Genomic DNA, 21,455 nt, shown 5'->3' with positions numbered 1-21,455 from the left:
GATGATCTTCACCTGGTTGCGAACATTTATAGCCGGTGATAGTGAATATTGCCAAATACCTGCTTTTTGTAGGGATTTACCCTAAGTATTTTAAGCTAAAATTATTTACCTTCTGTGGTGGACATTTAGCAATAAATTGCTAATATGCCTGCCGAGCCAAGGGGTGCCTGGTTATGATGGTTTATTATGCGTTATACGGATAATAAACCATCAAAACCGTGCTGAGACGAAAGATTCGAACCCTTAGAACCTGAACCGGATAGTACTGGCGTAGGAATGGTTGAAAAATAGCCTGGTGAGCACATAAACCGGCGTTATAACTTCCCAAATTTCCTTGCGTCAATTCCCAAAAGAATTGAAGTAATTATGTTTAAATCTCCACTGGTTATCGCCATAAGCGCGGCCTTGTACCAACCCCTTGCTTTTTCATTTGACAATGATCTTGAGCACATTACCGTCACCTCAGATTTCAGGCAGCAGAGCCTGGCCGAAGTGCCGGTGAGTGTCGCGGTGATCGATCAGCAGCAAATTATCGACGAAGGCGGCCAGCACTTTGAAGAAGTGATCAATAAGGTGGCCAACCTTAATTTTGCCGGCGGTACCTCCAGGCCTAAATATTTCCAGATCCGCGGGGTAGGCGAGCGCTCTGAATATCGCGGTGCGCCAAATTCATCTGTTGGTTTTATCCTTGATGATATCGACATGTCCGGTTTAGGGATGGCGGCGAATATGTATGATGTCGGCCAGGTTGAAGTGCTGCGCGGCCCGCAGGGCACGCGTTATGGCGCCAATGCCCTTGCCGGATTGATATATATCCAGTCAAATGCCCCGACCGAAACCTTTGAACACGGGGTGCAAACCACCCTGGGCGATGACGATTTGCAAACCTATAGCGGTTATAGCTCAGGGCCCGTTACCGAAAAGTTATTTTACCGGGCGGTGTTTGAGCAGCATAAACAAAACGGTTACCGGGACAACAAGTACCTGGGCCGTGACGATAGCAATGGTATCGATGAATTTACCGGTAAGTTAAAGCTGCGTTACCTGGCCTCAGATGAATTGACGCTGGACTTGACTTATCTGCACGCGGATTTAGACAACGGCTTTGATGCCTGGACCTTAGACAACAATGGTTTTGATACCTTATCGGATCAGCCGGGTGTCGATAACCAGCAATCAAACGGGTTGGCCGTTAAAGCCCGGTATACCGGGTTTGAGCAGTTTGTCTTAACATCTATCACCAGCATGAGCGATACCGACCATCAACACGCCTATGACGGCGACTGGGCCAACCCCGAGTACTGGCAAAGCAAGCCGTGCGTGGATTATTACGATGAAAACGGCAACGGCGAGTCTGACGATATGATAGGTTGTACCTATGATTATCTTTGGGATAAGCGGGCAGAGCGCACCAGCTACAGCCAGGAAATCAGGTTAAGCTCTAACGAATCGGGACGGCTCTTTAACGGCAGCACCGACTGGCTCGGTGGCCTCTATTTCAGTAAACTGGATGAAGAAAATGATCTCGACTCCAGCTATAACGGCTGGCCGGACGAAGTACTGGATTCAGAATACCAGGCTGAAAATGTTGCCATTTTTGCTCAGCTCGACAGCGAGTTAAGCCGGGGTTATCAGCTGTCTGCCGGCCTGCGTTTTGAGCACCGCAGCACAGATTATGATGACAGCCAGGGAGATGAATTCTCGCCTTCTGAAAACATGTGGGGCGGCCATCTTGCCCTGAGCAAGCAATTAAACAACGAGCATGGCGCTTATGCCCGCATTTCAAAGGGTTATAAGGCCGGTGGTTTTAATATGGGTTTGCCGGGAGAGCTGAGCCGCTATAAAGAGTTTGATACCGAAACCCTGATCAACTATGAGCTGGGATTAAAAAGCCAGTTTGCCGAGCTGGGACTGAGCACTAACCTTGCCGTGTTTTATATGGACAGGCAAGATCAGCAAGTGAATGCCTCGCAGCAAAATCCGGACGAGCCGCAGCGTTTTATTATTTATACCGCCAATGCCGCCAGTTCAACCAGTTACGGGGTGGAGTTTGATCTGAACTGGGCGATAAACCAGCAACTGAGCTTTGATGCCAGTATCGGTTATCTCAATGCCAGTTACGATGATTATGCCTATCAGGATAAATACGGTAGCGAAGTGGACATTTCCGACCGTGAACTGGCCCATGCCCCGGAATATACCTACAGTGCCGGGCTGACCTACCGCGCGGATAACGGCTGGTTCAGCCATGTCAGCTTATCCGGCAAGAGTGATTTCTATTACTCCGACAGCCACGATGAGAAAGCCGACGGCAGTAATTTAGTCAATGCCCGTATCGGTTATGAAGCCGATCAATGGGCGGTTTATCTCTGGGCCCGTAACCTGACCGATGAAAAATACGGCACCCGTGGCTTTTATTTTGGCAATGAGCCCGACCTTGACTGGGCCAATAAAAAATATGTCCGTTACGGTGCGCCGCGTCAGTTGGGGATAACCGCGAGTTATGAATTTTAACCTGAGTTAATTTAATTCACTGGTTGAACATATCTGCATAAAATGCCACTTTCGCGGTGAAAGTGGCATTTGCGTGTTTGGCGGGGGTTGGATAAACCGCGCAAGCACTGGTATAAACCTTTGCGGACAGATAAGGTTAACCTTATCTAAAGAGGGTAATGAGGAGATAAACGATGAAAATATCAATTGAGATCAGCTTGTATCCCCTGGCCGAGCTTAAGTTTAAAGATGAGATCTGGGCCTTTATCAAACGGCTGCGGGGCATTGATGGCCTTAAAGTCGTGACCAATGGCATGAGCACCCAGGTTTTTGGCGACTATGACCTGGCGGTAAGCCATGTGATGGCAGAAATTAAACAGGTGCACCAAAATGTTGATGCCGCAGTGTTTGTTTGTAAATTTATTAACGGCGACCGCTCTGTAGTTGAAGCAGAAAAAGGTTGATAGCAATAATGACTGAAGCTGTATTTTTGGAAACGGTAAACTATTTTACTTCCCTGCCTTTGCTGGAGCTGGCGGCGGTATTAACCTCCTTGCTTTATGTGGTGCTGGCGGCAAAAGGCAATGTCTGGTGCTGGCCGGCGGCTTTTATCAGCACCGCGATTTACACCGCCATTTTTTATGATGTCTATTTATTTATGGACTCCCTGCTGCAGGTGTATTATTTGCTGATGGCTGTCTATGGCTGGTTTTGCTGGCAAAAGAGCAAGAATATGCCCGTTAACAATGTCAGCACCGCCGAACAGGGAGGGGAGGGGATCCAGAGCTGGCCGCTGCTCTTGCACCTTAAGGTGATTGCCGTGTTAGCACTTGTCAGTCTTGGCCTGGGTTATGTGATGGCCAATTATACTCAGGCACATTTTCCCTATTTTGACAGTGCAACTACGGTGTTTGCGGTTTTTGCCACTTACCTGGTAGCGCAAAAAGTCCTGGAGAATTGGTTGTACTGGGTGGTGATTGATCTGGTGTCGATTTATCTGTACCTGGAAAAAGACCTGACCCCGACCGCAGTGCTTTTTGGCCTGTATGTCGTTATCGCCGCTTATGGTTACTATCATTGGAAACAAAGCTTTTCCGGCGAAGCTAAAGTTGCCTTAACTTAGTCTATACCCCTATGGCCTTACCTGTTATACAAGATACTGCCCCGGCTTATGATGCATTAAGCAGCTTGCCTTGTTTTCATCATATTGACAGCATTACTGCGATCACTTCCGGTTATAGCCAGGCCTGCGTCAAGGTGATTGACCGCGGGCAGGCTTTTTTTGTGAAGAGTTTTGTAAAGAGCTTTGCCGGGCACTCTAGCGGCGGTGATGAGGTCTTTGATAAGGAAGACTTGCTGCCCGGCGCTGACAATGAAGTGTCGTTTTCTTTGGCGGCGGCCAAGGCCGGTATTTCTCCTGCTGTGGTTTATCAGGATCCCGATTACCTTATTTGTCGCTATATTGACGGTGAGCCGTTATCATCAAGTACACTTAACATCCGTGAAAAAGCTGCCTTAGCCCTGGATTTAATGGCTTCTTGCCATCAGCTGGAGGTGGCCTTGCCGGTGTTGGATATGGCGCTGGTGATAAGCGAATTAGCCTCTGCCTTATCCGGTGAATTAACGGTGGCCCAGGAGGCGCAGGTGAATAAACTGACAGGGAAAATCACAGCCGGGATCACACCCGGTCCTTTGGTTCCCTGCCATGGGGATATCAACTTCTCCAATATTCTTCTGGCAACACAGCCAGGGGATACAGATAAGGCGATTGAGACAAGCACGGCCTGGTTAATCGACTTTGAATGCTGCGCCCTGGCGGAAAAAGAGTTTGATTTGGCGATGCTGATCGCGGTCAATGAGATCCCGCAGCCGGATATGCTGGCGCTGCTTGAGCAAGTACCGCTTAATACTTTTTTGTTGAATGGCCAATACAGCGACAAACTTTGTCACTATCTGGCATTTTGCTATTTGATCAATGCCTTGTGGTATCTGGTGTATCAGCACGAAAGCGGCGACAAGCAATTTATGGTGCAGGCAAGCCGTCAGTTTGTCCTGCTGGACGAACTTGCCCTGGCCGATGGCAGCTTTCATCAACTTTTTGCTGATTTTTACCCGGAGAATGAGATAAGCTGCTGAGAAGTTACGATTAATGGTAGTGCGTCACCAAGGGAAGCGGCGCATAATATCGTTAGGACATGTTATTGGTTATTTTGTGTGAATTGGAAAGATTTAGTCGAAAACAATAACCGCTTTTTTTGGTTATTACATACAGCAGGCTGGTTTGGTTTTGCCTTAGTACATTATCTCGGGTCATTGTTGCATGACTCCCGTGATATCTTTGTCATCATCATTTTTCTCAATGCCTATGCCGGCTGGTTATTCACTGTGCCCCTGCGCTATATTTACCGCCGGGCCTGGAATTTATCGCCGCTTAAAATAGCCATCGTGGTGATCCTGGCCTCTTATGCTACCGGTGTCCTGTGGCAGGTGGTGAAAAATTTCAATTATTGGGAAATCTATAAACACGGCTACCGGCCTGATTTTTGGCTTTTGTATACCAAATCCAGTGTCTGGGCGTTTTATATCATCCTTAGCTGGAGCGGTTTGTATTTCGGTATCAAGTATTACCAGATGCTGCAAAAAGAGCGGCAGAATGTGCTTAAGGCCAATACCGTCGCCCATCAGGCCCAGCTGAAAATGCTGCGCTATCAGCTGAATCCGCATTTTCTTTTTAATACCCTTAACGCCATTTCCACTTTGATTTTGGTGAAAGAAAATGATCTGGCCAATGGCATGGTGACTAAGCTCAGCGAATTTTTACGCTACTCCCTGGATAAGGATCCGATGAAACGGGTGACACTGCAAAGTGAAATTCAGGCGCTGTCCTTATACCTGGATATTGAAAAGGTGCGTTTTGAAGAACGTTTGCAGGTACATTTTAATATTGATGAAGAATGTCAGCAGGCTTTAGTGCCGAGCATGATTTTACAACCCCTGGCGGAAAACGCGATTAAACATGCCATTGCCGTGCAGGAGCAGGGAGGCAGCATTACCGTCTCGGTCAGCCGTTTTGGCAATGACCTCTTGATTGAACTGGCAGACGACGGCCCGGGGGCAGAGATCAAAAACGGCAACTTATTCCGTGAGTGCGGGGTGGGCTTAGTGAACAGCCGCGAGCGGTTACAGGCCCTTTACCGGGATAATTTTTCCCTTGTGGTCTCCAATAATCAGCCTTCAGGTGTTAAAGTAAATATCCGCATCCCGTATGAGTTAGGACAGTAGTAATGAACAGCCCACTATCAACCATCATAGTTGATGACGAGCCCCTTGCCAGAAAAGGCTTAGCGGTACGTTTGCAAGCCCACAGCGATATTGATATTCAGGCCCAGTGCAGTAACGGCCGTGAGGCGATTGAAACCCTTGCCGGCGGTCAGGTGGAGCTGATGTTTCTCGATATCCAGATGCCGGGTTTGGACGGGTTTGGCGTGATCGAGCAAATTATCGCACAGGGACTGCCCATGCCTATGGTGGTGTTTGTGACCGCTTTTGATCAATATGCCATTAAAGCGTTTGAAGTACATGCCATAGATTACCTGTTAAAACCTGTGGATGAACTGAGGTTAAGCCAGGCACTCGATAAAATACGCCAGCATAAGCAAGTGCAGCAGGACAGTGATCATAAGTCTAAACTGGTGCGCCTGGTCAGTGATGTGACCGGCAACGACTGTGAAAAAATACTGGAACAGCTCGCCAGTAATGACGGGGACAAATTGAGTGAAAACCTGACCCAGTATACCGATGTCTTGGCGATTAAAGATGGCGGCGAAGTTACCCGGGTGATGGTCAAAGATATCTTATGGATAGATGCCGCGGGGGATTATATGTGTGTTTATACCGGCGAGGGCACCCATATATTGCGTAAAACCATGAAGCAGCTGGAAGAGATCCTGGATCCGAAAGTTTTTATCCGCAGTCACCGCTCCAGCATGGTTAACAAAAACTATATCGAAAAGTTTTGCAGCCAGTTAAACGGTGAATATTTCCTGGTGATGAAAAACGGCAAAGAGCTTAAAGTCAGCCGCAGCTATAAAGAGAAGGTAAAACAGGCGATTAACTGTTAGCGGTTCTCAATCGCTAAATTTTTACTGCCCCTCAGACCGGTATAGGGATGACAAATAGCCCTTGATGTTATCCCGGCTAAGGGGGAGTTAGCTGTAAAAAATCCTTTGCAAAAAACAGCCATTCCCCTGCCTCCCCCTGTAATCCAGGCTTGTATTTGTCCCGTACCCGCCAATAGGCTCTATACTAGAAAATAAACCTGGCTATTATTATCACTATAACTTAGGGGACGTTATGCTTTTGTGCTCCCGACGGGTTTATTTTATTTTCCTGTTTTTTATCGGTTTACCTCCTGCGACTGCCCAAGAGCCGATAGATGAATATATGCCGGAGTTATCGTTAAAGGCATTGCTGGAAATCGACATTGCCGGGGCCGCGGTACGCGACCTTGGCCTGGGGCAGGCGATAAAAACCGCCAATCCCTTTGAGCTGAGCGCGATGCAACTGCCGTTATCGGTGGAAGTGATCAACAGCCGGACCATGCGTGCCAGGGGGTTGAAAACGGTTACCGAAGCGGCCGAACATCTTGTCGGGGTGATTTCCGGGGAGTCACCGGCAGAGCCGTCGAGCTTTTCCATGCGCGGTTTTATCCGCGACTCTGTTATTGTATTGCGCGACGGTATCCGCCTTGGCCCGGCATCTATGACAATGCGGCCACATAATACCTTTAACCTGCAGCAGGTGGAGATTTTAAAAGGGCCGGCTTCTTTACATTTTGCTGCGCCAACGGCTTCCGGTATTATCAATATGATCACCAAAAAGCCTGTGATTGGCCAGGAAAGCGCCACCGAATTGTTTGGCGCCTATAGCCGCTTTGACAGCAGCGAATGGGGCATTGGCCGCTCCGGACCTGTTACCGATAAGCTGGCCTATCGTGTTGATATTAACCGTGCTGCCTCTAACGGTTGGGTTGATGATACTGACTCTTATTCCTTTAATATCACAGCGTCCATGCTGTGGCAGGTGTCGCCGTCATTGGATATGCTGCTCAGTTTTGATTATTTAGACGATGACTTACCCGCTTACTGGGGGACCCCGCTGGTACCGGCACCTTTTTCCCGGGAGCCCATTTCGGGGATTATCAACACTGATAATGGCTCGGTACTGGATCAGCAGTTAAGGTTTAATAATTATAATATTGACGACCAAAGATCGGATTCTGAGCATTTATGGAGCAAAATCACGGCTAACTGGCAGCCAAGCAGCAGGGTAAAAGTGAAAAATACTTTGTTTCACTTTAGCGCCGACCGGGCATGGAAAAATGCCGAAAGCTATGTTTTTAACCCACAAACCTCTTTGCTCGACCGGGACAGGTTTTTTGTCTTCCATGATCATCAATTTTACGGCAACCAACTCGATATCAATATCGAACACTTGCTCGGTCAAGTTGAGCATCAGTTGACGATCGGGCTGGACTATGCCCGCACAGATTTTGAACGTGCCCGTGGATTTCCTGACGGCGACAGTGTTGATCCGTACCAACCCGTCGCCGGCCTGTTTGGTCCGCTTGATAAAAGGCTCAGTCCGACCAAAATAGATGAGTTTGCCATCATGGTTGAAGATACTGTGTTTCTCAACGATGACTGGCATTTATCCCTGGGAATACGTAAAGATTTCATTGATACCACCCGGGATAATTTTGATGAAAATGGCATTTTTATTGTTGAAGACAGCTTTAAAAGAACGTTTAAACCCACTTCTTACCGGCTGGCATCGAGTTATCAGCTGACAGAAAATCTCTCTGTCTATGGCCAGTTCAGCACCGGCCATGATCCCGTGGGTTCAAATATCTACCTGGTTAACGCCAATGAAAACTTTGATTTTACCGATATCAGCCAGCTTGAGCTGGGTGTTAAATCGGTATCCGCCGACGGCAACATCGAAATGACCTCGGCGATTTATAAAACTAAACGGGAAAATATTCTCTTGCTGGTGACACATGATAGTGTGGGGAATTCAGGCAGCCAGGTGGCGAAAGGGATAGAGTTTGCCGCTTCCGGGCGTTTATCGCAAAACTGGCGGGTGGGGGGAAATTTTGCCTATACCCGGGCTAAGTATGAGGATTACCTGGATCCGGACTTTGGTGTTGATGCCAGCGGCAATACCCCGCCGAATGTACCCAAGTGGGTGGCCAATGCCTGGTTCAGTGTTAATAACATTGCCGGGTTACCGCTGGAGTTGGGCGGGGGAGTGCGTTACATAAGCAAACGCCATACTAACTTTGAAAATACCGTCACCTTACAGGATTATATGGTGGTGAATGCCTTTGCCGCCTATACCCTGGACAAGTTACGCATCTCTATCAATGCCCGTAATATACTGGATGAAGACTATGCCCCCTGGGGCGATATCTTTTATCCCAACCAAATAGGCATTGCCCCGCCAAGAGCGGTTGAATTAAGTTTTCAAACCAAGTTTTAATCTTTTCTGTCTTTATTTACATTAACTATCAATGGCTTGTATAGTAAGAGAGTGATGAGTCAGGGAATTGAAGATGAATAAAGCCAGCTGCCTTTGTGGCGCGATAAAACTCCAAATCGATGCCGAGCCGGTTAAGGTATCGCATTGCCATTGTACTATGTGCCGAAAGCAGCACGGGGCGGCTTACGCCACCTATGCCCGTTTCAGGCGAGATGATGTTAACTACCTGCAGGGGGAAGACAAGTTATCCGTTTATAACTCCTCTGAGGATATTTTACGTAAATTTTGTCGCCGCTGCGGCTCAAATATCGAATGGGGCTGCAGTGAGCGTTTTCCCGAATGGGTGGCGATAGCACTGGCGGCTTTTGATCATGAATTGTCCTTACCTGAAATCAAAGAACTGCATCTGGAATCAAAAGCCTGTTGGTTATCAAAAAGCTAACCTGCTTTTTTACTTGCTTTACTTAAACGTGTTTTCGGGGCAAGGTTTAACAGCCTCAAAAACTTCGGGCACTGAAAATGATTTTCTGCCTTGCAGGCCGCGGCGTGGCGCAGTCCGTCGCGCATAGAAGTCAGCGCTTTGATTTTTTTGTCCAGTTCATCCGCCTTTGCCAGCAACAGTTCCCTGTCTATATCTGCTCCCTTGGCGGTCAGCATGCCGCCAATTTGATCGAGTGATAACCCGGCATTTTGTCCAAGGGAAATAAGGGCTAACCTGTCAATGACACTTGCATGGAAAAGCCTGCGTAAGCCGTTTCTGCCATTTGATTGAATCAATCCTATTTCTTCATAATACCTCAGCGTTGAGGCCGGTAATCCGCTGGCTTTGGCGACCTTGGCGATATCCACAGATCTTCCCCTTAAATATGTGCTTGACTTCAAGTTGACTTGAACTTGTATCATAGTTTTAAAGTTAATTGAGCACAATATAAAGAAAAAAGGAAAACTTATGTGGGATCAAAGATACGCGACAAAAGAGTATGCATACGGCACTAAGCCTAATGAATTTTTACAGGAAAACGTTGGTGCAATACCAAAAGGTAAAGTGTTGAGCCTGGCTGAAGGGGAAGGGCGTAACGCTGTTTTTATGGCTAGGCTCGGGTATCAGGTGACTGCGGTGGACTCGTCGCGGGTGGGGTTGGCTAAAGCGCAAGCATTAGCGCAGGAAAACGGGGTGAGCATAGAATGCATTCATGCTGATTTAGCGGATTACGAGCCGGGGCAGTGCCAATGGGACGGTATTGTTTCCATTTTTTGCCCTTTGCCTTCTTCATTTAGGCAAAAGCTGCATGAAAAAGTGATGGCGGCTTTAAAACCTCAAGGGGTTCTCCTGCTGGAAAACTATACCCCGGAGCAACTCAGTTTTGGCACCGGGGGCGGGAATTCAGCAGATACTATGATAACGGCACAAATGCTGCGCCGCGAACTGGCAGAGCTGAATTTTCTTCATTTAAAAGAATTACAGCGCAGTGTTGTTGAAGGGATATACCATACAGGGCAAGCCGCTGTGGTGCAGGTTATTGCTGTGAAAAGCTAACCGCGTAAGCTTTGCCCTAAAGAGCTGGCAAGGGAAGGCAGGCAAGGGAAGGGGGGCGGTAAGCCGTGTTGATAAGTTTATTTGGCTTAACATTGGTTTTGCGCCGTTAGCGCCAGAATATTTTCATGGGCGGCCACCAGGTTGGGGTTGACCTTTTTCTGATGTTGAATCGCCTGCTCCAGGGGCACGGAGCAAATGCGGCTGTTTTGCTCGGCGATCATCATATCGGTTTCGCCATTGATCAGGGCCTGGACGGCAGCGACCCCCATTTTGGTGGCAATCACCCTGTCTTTGGCGTCGGGTGAGCCGCCGCGCTGAATATGCCCGAGCACACAGGCGGTGCTGTCGATAGCAAACCTTGCTTTGAGCTCCCGGGCAAGGGCGGTGGCGCCGCCGGGCCAGACATTCTCTGCAATCACCAAAATATAGCTGTTCTGCCGGGTTTGCTGCAGGGTATTAATTTCTTGCGCCAACTGCTCGAGTTTGTGCTCTTGATTGTCGGCACAAAAGTTTTCAAACGACAATACCTGCTCGGCGGCGCAGGCGACCCCGACATTAAAGGTAATATGACCGCTGTGGCGTCCCATCAACTCGACGATAAAAATGCGCTCGAAAGCATTGGCGGTATCCCGGATTTTATCTATGGCGTCAATGGCGGTATTGACCGCAGTGGAAAAACCTATGGTGGCGTCACTGCCGTCGATGTCGTTATCTATGGTGCCCGGGATGCCGATCATTTGACCATGCCAATATTGTTTTAATGCCAGCATGCCGGTAAAAGAGCCGTCGCCGCCGATCACGATCAAGGCATCGCAATGCTGTTTGACTAAGGTATTGGCCGCCTGTTTTAAGCCTGTTGGCGTTTGAAATTGCGGGCAGCGGGCGCTTTTTAAAATAGTGCCCCCCAGGCGGATAATGTCATTGACGGAGGATAAATCCAGCAGGGTGGGGTCATTGTCCAGCAGGCCGTTAAAGCCATGGAAAAAACCTAACACTTCAATATGAGAATGATGGGCAGCCAGTACCACCGCCCTGATGGCGGCATTCATGCCCGGTGCATCGCCGCCGCTGGTCAGCAAGGCCACCCTTTTGAGTTGATTATCCATGTTAACTCCCTGCGCTAATCACTGTTGTTGTTTAACCTTAGCCAGTTTATCAAATCTTGTTATATTCCAAATCAGGCATCAGTAAAGAAAGTGTTGTTATTACCGTTATAATACCGCAGGTCTTCACTAAGCGAATGTACAGCAAGCTTTTTTGTTGCTGGTGCGCAGTAAGCAGAGATCCTAACAATTAACGTGAGAAATGAAATCACCGCCAGGTTTATTGTGGTGACTTTTTACTTTTCCTGGCGAAGGATTGCTGTTTGTCTGGGCATGCCAAGTGCTTCGCCGCAAATATTGCCATGGGGCATGTGCTCAACCATAGCTAAATATTGTTGCTGCTCCAGTTTAACTAAAGAATGATGATCTCCGGCTTCGAGATATACCTGCTCACTTTCGAGCAGGCCATCATCAATCAGGTTGTCGATGGCAAAGGCCTGGCCTAATCCCGGAATGGCGCCCTGGGCACAGTCGGGAAACAGGTCCCGCAACCTGGCTTCACTGACGACATGATACTCTTTGTCCATCAATTCGTTGACCCGGGTGATGTCCAGGCGGTGATCGGCGGCCAGGGTCGCCATCAGAAATTTATCGTCCCGGCTTTGTAAAATCACTGCTTTTGCCACTTGAGAGCCGGGCAAATGGGCGGCGCAGGAAGAGTCGAGGGAAGACTGGGTATGGCGGTGTTGTACTAATTCGTAGTGGATATCATGGCTGGATAGGTAATCATTTAAGGTGTTGGAAATAGCCATATTGCCCCTCTGCACTGATAGAGATTTGCTGCAACAAGTATAGCAAGCAAGGCGCTTGAGGACATGTTTTAGCTTGCTTTATCCGCTGTTTTTATGACGTGTATCAAAAGATAAAACAGGCGGGCAAGAAACAAAAATGCCCCTGGTTTTGGGAGAAACCAGGGGCATAGGTCTATGCAATAACGCTTAGCTTAAATGCGCCTTGGTCACTTTAAGCACCTTCAGGGTATTGGAAGCACCTACGGTTTCCATGGCATCGCCGTGGGTGAAAATCACCTTGTCATTGACGTTTAACTTGGCTTGTTTGATCACTTGCTTCAGTACATCCCCGGAAAGGCTGTCGTTGTCGCTTTGGGTGGAATCAAAGGCTACCGGGTAAACACCGCGATAAATGGCGGTTTTATTTAAGGTTTTATCATGACGGGATAAGGAGTAAATCGGTAATCCCGAAGTGATACGCGACATGATTTTCGTGGTATGTCCCGACTCGGTCAGGGCGATGATCGCCTTAACGCCGTCTAAGTGGTTTGCCGCATACATGGCCGACAGGGCGATGGTTTCGGAAATTTCACTGAACATTAACTCGATACGGTGGCCGGAAGTATGAACAGAGCGCTGTTTTTCGGCGCCTAAACAGACATTGACCATGGCTTTGACGGTTTCTATCGGGTATTTGCCGGCGGCGGTTTCTGCCGAGAGCATCACCGCATCTGTACCGTCGAGTACGGCATTGGCAACATCCATCACTTCAGCGCGGGTCGGCATAGGCTGTGAGATCATGGTCTCCATCATTTGCGTGGCGGTGATCACGATACGGTTTAACTGGCGGCTACGGGCAATAATATGTTTTTGCTTGCCCACCAGCTCGGCATCGCCGATTTCAACACCGAGATCGCCACGGGCCACCATCACCACGTCCGAGGCCAGGATAATTTCATCCAATACCTTGTCATCGTTGACCGCTTCTGCACGCTCGATTTTCGAAACCAGGCGGGCATCGCAACCGGCTTCCTGGGCCAGCAGGCGAGCTTCGCGCATATCGGCGGCATCGCGCGGGAAAGAAACCGCAAGAAAATCGGCATTTAATTTCGCCGCAAGTTTGATGTCTTCTTTGTCTTTATCGGTTAATGCCGCGGCAGACAAGCCGCCGCCCTGGCGGTTAATGCCTTTGTTGTTCGATAAAGGTCCGCCCACGGTCACTTCGGTGAAAACCGAGGTTTGAGTGGTGGAGAGCACTTTAAGCTGTACCCGGCCGTCATCAAGTAACAGGATATCTCCTTCGCTGACATCCTGAGGCAAGGCCTTGTAGTCGATACCGACTTTTTCCTGGTTCCCTTCACCTTTGCCTAAGGTGGCATCAAGTTCAAACTTGTCGCCGATTGCCAGTTGGATAGGACCGTCTTTAAAGGTCGATACCCTGATTTTTGGCCCTTGTAAATCACCCAGAATCCCAACATAGATGCCTAATTCCCTGGCCAGCTCGCGCACTGCATTGGCACGGTCGATATGATCTTGCGGCTCACCGTGAGAAAAATTAAGTCTTACCACGTTAACACCGGCTGCCAGTACCTGTTTTAACGTCTCTCTGTCATCAGTTGCCGGCCCTAAAGTAGCAACGATTTTTGTTCTTCTAAGCATTTTAATCCTTACTTTTAAAAAGTATTGAGGTTATTAAATTTCTTTCTTCAGACGGCTCTTAACGAGCTGACTGTTAATTTTTTCTAGCTGGTCTATCGTTTTCCCTATTGGGAGGTGCGATAAACCCTTTAATCTTTGCGCTCGAACCTGGAGCTTCGTAAACTGTCTTTGACTTTTTTCAGGTTATCCCTGAATTTAGTGCCCCGGCGCAGGGTAAAACCTGTGGCCAGTACATCAATAAGTGCCAGCTGGGCGATACGTGAAGACATCGGCATATATAAGTCGGTATCTTCGGCGACATCTACCGTTAATACGATATTACATTCTTTCGCCAGCGGTGAGTTGGCAGAAGTAATACCGATCACTGTGGCATCATTTTCCTTGGCAATACTGGCCACTTCCACCAGGGATTTGGTACGGCCGGTATGGGAAATGACGATCACCACATCCCCTTGCTGGCTATTAATAGCACTCATGCGTTGCATTAATATGTCATCGAAGTAGACCACGGGCACATTAAAACGGAAAAATTTGTTTTGCGCATCATGGGCCACCACGGCGGAGGCACCTAAGCCAAAAAAGGAAATTTTATTGGCCTGGGTCAGTAAATCTACCGAGCGGTTAATGGCGGCTGTGTCTAAACTTTTACGGCCCAGTTCAAGACTGGCCATGGTCGATTCAAATATTTTCGCGGTATATTCTTCGGCGGTATCATTCTCGTCGACATGCCGGTTAACATAGGGTGTACCGTTGGCCAAACTTTGCGCCAGGTGTAATTTAAAATCAGGATATCCTTTAGTATCCAAACGTCGGCAAAAACGGTTTACCGTAGGCTCGCTGATATTCGCCTGTTTGGCTAATGCCGCTATACTTGCATGGATAACAGTACTAGGGGAGGCCAATATGACTTCTGCCACTTTCCGCTCAGACTTACTAAATGTGTCCAGTTCGTTGGCGATCTTTTCTAATATATTCATAAATGCATGATCCCAGATCTTTTTACTGTAATTTATTTTCTGCTAAAACGACAGAATAAATGAAATTTTCTTTCATTTTGACACATAATATAAATCAAAACAGAGAAAATTAGCAAATGTTTAATAATTCACCGCTAGTATTTTCAGTAAAAGGGTAATAAAAGCCGTGAGCACAAAAGATGTAGTAAAATTACAAAAAGTTCTTTACTGATGAAGGATCAGACGCTAAATTAAGGCTAAATGTAGTTTAGTTACAATGAGTAAACTAGAGAAAAATACCATATGAAAAATTTAGATAGTCAGTCTGCCAGTGAAATTGTTTTGTTTGGTGCGCTCGGGGACCTTTCTCGTCGTAAGTTACTACCGGCGTTATATCAGCTTGACCTTGCCGGTTTATTGCATCCTAAAAGCCGCATCCTCGGGGTAGCGCGTACTGACATGGATATAAAAGGATTTAGCGATTTTGTTGAAACCAATCTAAATGAATTTGTCAGCGAAGGCCTGGACAGCGAGGTTTTGGATCGTTTTCTCAGCCGCCTGGTTTACCAGCAACTGGATTTCAGCCAGAGTGCTGCTTTTAAACATCTCGCCCAAACCCTCAAGCAGGGGCATAAAACCCGCATTTATTATTTCTCGACCCCGCCGGCAATATACGGCGCCATCTGTGACGGATTAAATCAGGCAAAACTTATCAGCGCAGCAGATCGCGTGGTCATGGAAAAACCTATCGGCGACAGCCTGGAATCATCCAAGGTGATCAACGACCAGGTATCGCGCTTCTTTAAAGAAAACCAGATTTACCGCATTGACCACTACCTGGGCAAAGAAACGGTATTAAATCTCCTGGTATTACGCTTTGCCAACTCATTGTTTACTTCCAACTGGGACCGCAACAGTATCGACCATGTGCAGATCACGGTGGCAGAAAGCGTCGGTATCGAAGGACGCTGGGGTTTCTATGATGAAGCCGGACAAATGCGCGATATGGTACAGAACCACCTGTTGCAGATTTTATCCCTGATGGCGATGGAGCCGCCGGCGGATCTAAGCGCCGACAGTATCCGGGATGAAAAACTCAAAGTCCTTAAAGCATTACGTCCCATCAATCATCTAAATATCAAGGAAAAAACCGTACGCGGTCAGTATACCGACGGTTACCTTAACGGTGTGCCTGTGCCCGGTTATTTGGCGGAAGAGGGCGCTAACGAAAAAAGCAGTACCGAAACCTTTGTTGCCATTAAAGCGGAAATCGATAACTGGCGCTGGTCCGGCGTACCTTTCTATTTACGTACCGGTAAGCGCATGCCTGCCAAGCACAGTGAAATTGTTGTGCACTTTAAAGAGCAGCCCCACAATATTTTCAAAGACAGCTACAGCGATCTGCCTGCCAACAAACTGACCATCCGCTTACAGCCGGATGAAGGGGTTGAGCTGCAGATGATGAATAAGATCCCGGGAATAGCCTCACAGCTTAAAATCCATGAAAACAAGCTGGATTTGAGTTTTTCCCAAACCTATCGCGATGAGCGGGTAATTGATGCCTACGAGCGTTTGATGCTGGAAATTATCAACGGTAACCAGTCGCTGTTTGTGCGCCGCGATGAGGTTGAACAGGCCTGGGCCTGGGCCGATGGCATTATCGAAGCCTGGGAAAGTACCCAGGAAAAACCTAAACCTTATGCCGCAGGCTCCTGGGGACCGGTTTCCTCGATTTCTTTAATTGCACGTGACGACAGGCAGTGGGTTGAATAATGTATCAAATCAATGAATTTAATGAAAAAGCAGCGCTGGATAATGCCTTAGCCGATAAGGTGGCAGCGCTTTTAAGCCAGGCCATCGAAACTAAGGGCAAAGCCAGTCTTGCAGTATCCGGCGGTTCTACCCCGAAAGGTTTCTTTAAAGCCTTGTCGCAAAAAACACTGCCCTGGAAAAAAGTCACAATAACCCTGGCCGATGAGCGCTGGGTTAATATTGATGATGATGCCAGCAATACCAAGTTGGTGCACGAGCACTTGCTGCAAAATAACGCCAGTGAAGCGAAATTTTTCCACCTTAAACAAGGGGAAGCCCTAACAGATGAGACCTTAACGGATCTGAACCTGGCGGCGAAATCATCTTTATTGCCTTTGGATGTATTGATTTTAGGCATGGGTGAAGACGGACATACCGCCTCCCTGTTCCCGTGCAGTGATGAGATTCAAACCGGCCTGGCGCAGGATAATCCTAATGCCTTACTTAAGGTTCAGCCGAAAACGGCACCTCATCAGCGCATCAGCTTTACTTTCAGCAGTTTGATCAAAAGTGAAGCCATTTTCCTGCACATTGCCGGGGCCGGTAAGAAAACCGTATTAAACAAGGCGCTTGGCAAGCAGGATATTTTGGAAATGCCGATCAGGGCATTTTTGCAGCACCCACAAATCAATACGCAAGTATTTTGGGCGGAGTAGTATGATGAATAAAGATATTATAGCGATAACCGAGCGTATCAAAGCGCGCAGTAAAGACTCGCGTAGTGCTTACCTGGACAAAATAGCACGGGCCAAATCAGAGACGGTGCACAGGGCAAGCCTGTCCTGCGGTAACCTGGCCCATGGCTTTGCTGCTTGCGGTAAAGAAGACAAGCAAACTTTGCGCGGTATCAATCATAGCGATATTGCCATTGTTTCTGCCTATAACGATATGTTGTCCGCCCATCAGCCTTATGAAACTTACCCGCAAATCATTAAAGCGGCGATAAAAGAAACCGGCGGTGTTGCCCAGTTTGCCGGTGGTGTGCCAGCCATGTGTGACGGTGTTACCCAAGGCCAGCCCGGAATGGATCTCAGTCTGATGAGTCGGGATGTGATTGCCATGTCTACGGCGATTGGCTTATCCCATAATATGTTTGACGGCGCACTGATGCTCGGGATCTGCGATAAAATCGTGCCTGGCCTGCTCATTGCCAGTATGACCTTCGGTCATTTGCCGACGGTATTTGTTCCTGCAGGTCCTATGCCTTCAGGTATTCCCAATAAAGAAAAAGCCCGTGTTCGCCAGCAATTTGCCAAAGGTGAAATCGGTGAGGATAAGTTATTAGAAGCCGAGTCCGCCTCTTATCACAGTGCCGGTACCTGTACTTTCTTTGGTACGGCAAACTCCAACCAGTTAGTGGTTGAAGTGATGGGGCTACATTTACCCGGTGCTTCTTTTGTTGCCCCCAATACCGAGCTTAGGGAAGAATTAACCAAAGCAGCGGCCCGCCAGGTTACGCGCTTAACCCAACAAAACGGCAATTATATGCCTGTGGGCAAGATGATAGATGAACGCTCTATTGTCAATGCTATCGTCGCCTTGCTTGCCACCGGCGGTTCTACCAACCTGACCATGCATATTATCGCTTTTGCCAGGGCGGCGGGCATTATCATTAACTTCCAGGACTTTCATGATTTATCTGAAGTTGTGCCGCTGATCACCCGTATCTACCCTAACGGTCATGCCGATATTAACCACTTCCAGCAAGCCGGCGGTATGGCGTTATTGTTTAAAGAATTGCTCGGCAATGGTTTATTGCATGAAGATGTTGAAACCATTTGCGGTAAAGGCTTAAGCCGTTATACCCAGCAACCGGTATTAGCAGACGGTGAGCTGAAATGGGTGGATGGTGCAGAAGTCTCCGGCGATGATCAGGTGATCGCCACCGTTGCCAAACCCTTTAAAGTCGACGGCGGCTTAAAAGTATTGGAAGGTAATTTAGGGGTCAGTGTCTTAAAAACCTCTTCAATGCGTGAAGGCAGCTTGGTCATTGAAGCCCCGGCAGTGGTTTTTGAAGATCAGCATGATCTCGATGCCGCTTTTAAAGCCGGAGAGCTGGAAAAAGACTTTATTGCCGTGGTGCGTTTCCAGGGACCAAAAGCCCGCGGCATGCCTGAGCTGCATAAGTTAACACCGCCGCTTGGCGTATTGCAGGATAAAGGTTTTAAAGTGGCCTTGGTGACCGACGGCCGTATGTCCGGCGCTTCAGGCAAGGTGCCTGCAGCTATTCATTTATGTCCGGAAGCCTTAGATGGCGGCCTTATCGCGAAAATCCGCGACGGCGATATCCTGCGCCTTGACGGTGAAACCGGTGAGCTGATCTTAAAAGTAAGCGAGCAAGAGCTGGCGCAAAGAGAAAATGCCCAGTTCCAGGTCAATGGCCATCACCAGGGCATGGGGCGTGAAATCTTCGGCTTTATGCGCCGTAACTTAAGCTCGGCCGATACCGGCGCCTGCTCTTTGTTTGATGAAGGTGGTGTCGGTTAATGAGTGAATCTATGGTTAATGTTGTCGCCGATATCGGCGGCACCAATATTCGCCTGGGGATCAGTGATGAGCAGGGCAAGATCAGTGAACTGGAAGTGTTCCAGTGTAATGATTTTGCCAGTTTGGCGGATGTGCTTAAGCATTATTTCAGTGAAAAGGCGATAACCGGCAAATCAATTAATGCCTGCCTGGCAATTGCCTGTCCGGTGGAAAATGATCTGATTTCCATGACCAATTTGCCTTGGCAATTTTCAAAATCTGCGCTTAAAGCAACCTTAAGTCTCAACAAGTTATTATTGATCAATGATTATACCGCCATTGCCCATGCGGTGCCGTTTTTAAGCGATGAGCAAAAAGTGCAAATCGGTCAGGGCAGTGTGGCAGCGGATAAACCCATCGCCATTTGTGGCCCGGGCACCGGCTTGGGGGTTGCCCATGTGGTGCCGGCCAATGGCCAGTGGCTCAGCCTGGGCGGTGAGGGCGGTCATGTCGATTTTGCCCCGGTAGATGAAGATGAAACGCGTATTTTAGCTTATCTGTTGTCTAAATACCCGAGGGTGTCTTATGAGCAGGTATTATCCGGTTTAGGTTTAGAGCAGATTTACCAGGCATTGATGTTTGATAAAGGGGAAGCTCCCCAGCCTTATAGCGCCAAGGACATCAGCGAAAGGGCGCTCAATGAAAGCTGTGACGTGTGCCAGCAGGCCCTGGCGCAGTTTTGCAAGATTTTAGGCAGTTTTGCAGGCAACCTGGCATTGACCATGGCCGCCTTTGGCGGGGTTTATATCGCCGGCGGCATAGTGCCGCGTTTTATTGAATATTTTAAAAGTAGTGAATTTAGAAGTCGCTTTGAAGCCAAAGGACGTTTTGTCGAATTTAACAAAACCATCCCGACCTTTGTGATCACCGAATCACAGCCGGGCATTATCGGCGCTTCAGCTTATCTTCGCCAACACAATACAGAGGAATTATGACGGTATCAAAAAACTGGCAAATATCGCCAAAAGAGCTTTTTGCCATGGGCCCTATAGTGCCTGTGCTTGTGATTAAAAACGTGGAAGATGCCTTGCCGATCGCTAAGGCGCTGTTAGCCTCCGGTATTAAAGTGCTTGAAGTGACTTTGCGAACGCCGTCGGCGCTTGAAGTGATCAGAACTATCGCCAAAGAATTGCCGGAAGCAGTTGTTGGCGCGGGCACGGTCACTAACCGTGAGATGTTGCAGCACTGCGCCGATGCCGGTGCCAAGTTTGCCATCAGTCCCGGGTTAACCAAAGATTTATTAAAAGCGGGTAATGAAGGCGACATTGCATTAATTCCCGGTATCTCTTCGATTTCTGAAATGATGGATGCGATTGATTTAGGTTACGATCACCTGAAATTCTTCCCGGCAGAAGCTTCGGGCGGGGTCAAGGCAATACAGTCTATCGGCGGTCCTTTCCCGGATATCCGTTTTTGTCCCACCGGCGGCATTAACCCGAGCAATGTCCGCGATTATCTGGCCTTGCCTAATGTTGCCTGTTGCGGTGGCTCCTGGCTGGTTACCGATGATATCGTTAAGCAAAAGAACTGGGCTGCAATTACGGATCTCGCCACCCAGGCGCTTAATCATGTAAAATAATAATGACGGCAGTTGATGTTGTTAATAAAAACCAGGCTTAGCCTGGTTTTTTTATGCCCGCAGCTAGCTGACTGTTGATTTAAACTTCACACCTGGGTAATGATGCCGTGAATTTTATTTGCCTGGTCAGGCCTGTTGCTACAGTCTAGTTATTACAGGGGCTGCTTTAAATTTCTAAAAGCCCTGGGGGAATGTTTTCTTTCTGCTCGTCAATGTTTGACCGCATCTTCACTATACTGGAAAGTGGTTTCTGGATAATTTTTTTAAATCATGATTAACGCTTTGCTTTAGATAGTTGTTGTTTAGATAGTTGTCGTTTAGATAGAAGCAGGATGACCCTACGGGGTTGCCCTTGATTATCTGCCTCAGAGCAAAGTTTATAATGTTAATATCGTCAAAGGAGGGAAACGGGCAGTATGACAATAGCGTATTAACACCAGAGCAAGGGGGGGCCTGGAAGGCTTCACCTGATCCCTGCTAAAACAAGTGAAAATCTTGTTTTAAGATATTTAAGGAAGC

At 48.0% G+C, this 21,455-nt stretch carries 19 protein-coding genes and 1 riboswitch; of the genes, 14 read left to right on the top strand and 5 right to left on the bottom strand.

Translation table 11 applies throughout. The annotated features are described in order from the left end of the window. Positions 1 to 149: 149 nt before the first annotated feature. Positions 150 to 294, top strand: a riboswitch (TPP riboswitch). Between the two features lie 72 nt (positions 295 to 366). The 8 genes from SG35_RS16210 (at position 367) to SG35_RS16175 (ending at position 9,475) form a co-directional block, all read left to right on the top strand. Further along, entirely contained in the window at positions 367 to 2,514 is a 2,148-nt protein-coding gene (locus SG35_RS16210; RefSeq protein ID WP_084692544.1) for a TonB-dependent receptor, read from the top strand. 173 nt (positions 2,515 to 2,687) lie between these two features. After that, positions 2,688 to 2,957 (top strand): hypothetical protein, encoded by a 270-nt coding sequence (locus SG35_RS16205; RefSeq protein WP_044831388.1) that lies wholly within the window; start codon positions 2,688 to 2,690, stop codon positions 2,955 to 2,957. 8 nt (positions 2,958 to 2,965) lie between these two features. Further along, on the top strand, positions 2,966 to 3,616 hold the full coding sequence (gene pnuC, locus SG35_RS16200) for a nicotinamide riboside transporter PnuC (RefSeq protein WP_044831389.1): 651 nt from the start codon (positions 2,966 to 2,968) through the stop codon (positions 3,614 to 3,616). An 11-nt stretch (positions 3,617 to 3,627) separates the two neighbouring features. Further along, a complete protein-coding gene (locus tag SG35_RS16195) occupies positions 3,628 to 4,629 on the top strand; it encodes a phosphotransferase (protein ID WP_044831390.1) in 1,002 nt (333 codons plus the stop codon). Between the two features lie 78 nt (positions 4,630 to 4,707). After that, positions 4,708 to 5,775: a sensor histidine kinase gene (locus SG35_RS16190; protein ID WP_044831391.1), complete on the top strand. Its 1,068-nt coding sequence runs from the start codon at positions 4,708 to 4,710 to the stop codon at positions 5,773 to 5,775. 2 nt (positions 5,776 to 5,777) lie between these two features. Next, the gene (locus SG35_RS16185) at positions 5,778 to 6,614 is read left to right on the top strand and encodes a LytR/AlgR family response regulator transcription factor (RefSeq protein ID WP_044831392.1); all 837 of its coding nucleotides are present in this window, start codon (positions 5,778 to 5,780) and stop codon (positions 6,612 to 6,614) included. A 232-nt stretch (positions 6,615 to 6,846) separates the two neighbouring features. After that, a complete protein-coding gene (locus SG35_RS16180) occupies positions 6,847 to 9,033 on the top strand; it encodes a TonB-dependent receptor (RefSeq protein ID WP_053042840.1) in 2,187 nt (728 codons plus the stop codon). Between the two features lie 73 nt (positions 9,034 to 9,106). Continuing rightward, positions 9,107 to 9,475: a GFA family protein gene (locus SG35_RS16175; protein WP_044831393.1), complete on the top strand. Its 369-nt coding sequence runs from the start codon at positions 9,107 to 9,109 to the stop codon at positions 9,473 to 9,475. On the opposite strand, the gene SG35_RS16170 is transcribed toward SG35_RS16175, so the two are convergent. Beyond that, on the bottom strand, positions 9,472 to 9,882 hold the full coding sequence (locus tag SG35_RS16170) for a helix-turn-helix domain-containing protein (RefSeq protein ID WP_044831394.1): 411 nt from the start codon (positions 9,880 to 9,882) through the stop codon (positions 9,472 to 9,474). The genes SG35_RS16175 and SG35_RS16170 overlap by 4 nt on opposite strands. Positions 9,883 to 9,982: 100 nt before the next feature. On the opposite strand from SG35_RS16170, the gene SG35_RS16165 reads away from it, so the two are divergent. Next, positions 9,983 to 10,570 (top strand): SAM-dependent methyltransferase, encoded by a 588-nt coding sequence (locus SG35_RS16165; protein WP_044831395.1) that lies wholly within the window; start codon positions 9,983 to 9,985, stop codon positions 10,568 to 10,570. Positions 10,571 to 10,656: 86 nt separating this feature from the next. Here the strand turns inward: SG35_RS16165 and SG35_RS16160 are convergent, their stop codons facing one another. The 4 genes from SG35_RS16160 to SG35_RS16145 form a co-directional block, all read right to left on the bottom strand. Continuing rightward, positions 10,657 to 11,676, bottom strand: a complete 1,020-nt coding sequence (locus SG35_RS16160) for a 6-phosphofructokinase (protein WP_044831396.1) — start codon at positions 11,674 to 11,676, stop codon at positions 10,657 to 10,659. Between the two features lie 233 nt (positions 11,677 to 11,909). Beyond that, positions 11,910 to 12,425, bottom strand: coding sequence for an aminoacyl-tRNA deacylase (locus SG35_RS16155; RefSeq protein ID WP_044831397.1), 516 nt, complete (start codon positions 12,423 to 12,425; stop codon positions 11,910 to 11,912). A gap of 186 nt (positions 12,426 to 12,611) precedes the next feature. Then, on the bottom strand, positions 12,612 to 14,063 hold the full coding sequence (gene pyk / locus SG35_RS16150) for a pyruvate kinase (protein ID WP_044831398.1): 1,452 nt from the start codon (positions 14,061 to 14,063) through the stop codon (positions 12,612 to 12,614). A gap of 128 nt (positions 14,064 to 14,191) precedes the next feature. Continuing rightward, a complete protein-coding gene (locus tag SG35_RS16145) occupies positions 14,192 to 15,040 on the bottom strand; it encodes a MurR/RpiR family transcriptional regulator (protein WP_044831399.1) in 849 nt (282 codons plus the stop codon). Between the two features lie 282 nt (positions 15,041 to 15,322). Here SG35_RS16145 and zwf point away from each other — a divergent pair, with 282 nt between their 5' ends. The 5 genes from zwf to SG35_RS16120 are packed head-to-tail and all read left to right on the top strand — an operon-like array spanning position 15,323 to position 20,936. Continuing rightward, positions 15,323 to 16,792, top strand: a complete 1,470-nt coding sequence (gene zwf, locus SG35_RS16140; protein ID WP_044831400.1) for a glucose-6-phosphate dehydrogenase — start codon at positions 15,323 to 15,325, stop codon at positions 16,790 to 16,792. Beyond that, positions 16,792 to 17,487, top strand: coding sequence for a 6-phosphogluconolactonase (gene pgl / locus SG35_RS16135; RefSeq protein ID WP_044831401.1), 696 nt, complete (start codon positions 16,792 to 16,794; stop codon positions 17,485 to 17,487). Before zwf ends, pgl begins: the two co-directional genes overlap by 1 nt. Before the next feature lie 4 nt (positions 17,488 to 17,491). Next, the gene (edd, locus tag SG35_RS16130) at positions 17,492 to 19,318 is read left to right on the top strand and encodes a phosphogluconate dehydratase (protein WP_044831415.1); all 1,827 of its coding nucleotides are present in this window, start codon (positions 17,492 to 17,494) and stop codon (positions 19,316 to 19,318) included. Continuing rightward, positions 19,318 to 20,292 (top strand): glucokinase, encoded by a 975-nt coding sequence (locus SG35_RS16125; RefSeq protein WP_044831402.1) that lies wholly within the window; start codon positions 19,318 to 19,320, stop codon positions 20,290 to 20,292. Before edd ends, SG35_RS16125 begins: the two co-directional genes overlap by 1 nt. Further along, entirely contained in the window at positions 20,289 to 20,936 is a 648-nt protein-coding gene (locus tag SG35_RS16120) for a bifunctional 4-hydroxy-2-oxoglutarate aldolase/2-dehydro-3-deoxy-phosphogluconate aldolase (RefSeq protein ID WP_044831403.1), read from the top strand. Before SG35_RS16125 ends, SG35_RS16120 begins: the two co-directional genes overlap by 4 nt. The last annotated feature ends 519 nt before the right edge of the window (positions 20,937 to 21,455 follow it).

It is taken from the genome of Thalassomonas actiniarum (assembly GCF_000948975.2).
Classification (GTDB): domain Bacteria; phylum Pseudomonadota; class Gammaproteobacteria; order Enterobacterales; family Alteromonadaceae; genus Thalassomonas; species Thalassomonas actiniarum.
The sequence above is the reverse complement of the archived record's forward strand: the minus strand, read 5'-3'. Positions and strand labels throughout refer to the sequence as shown.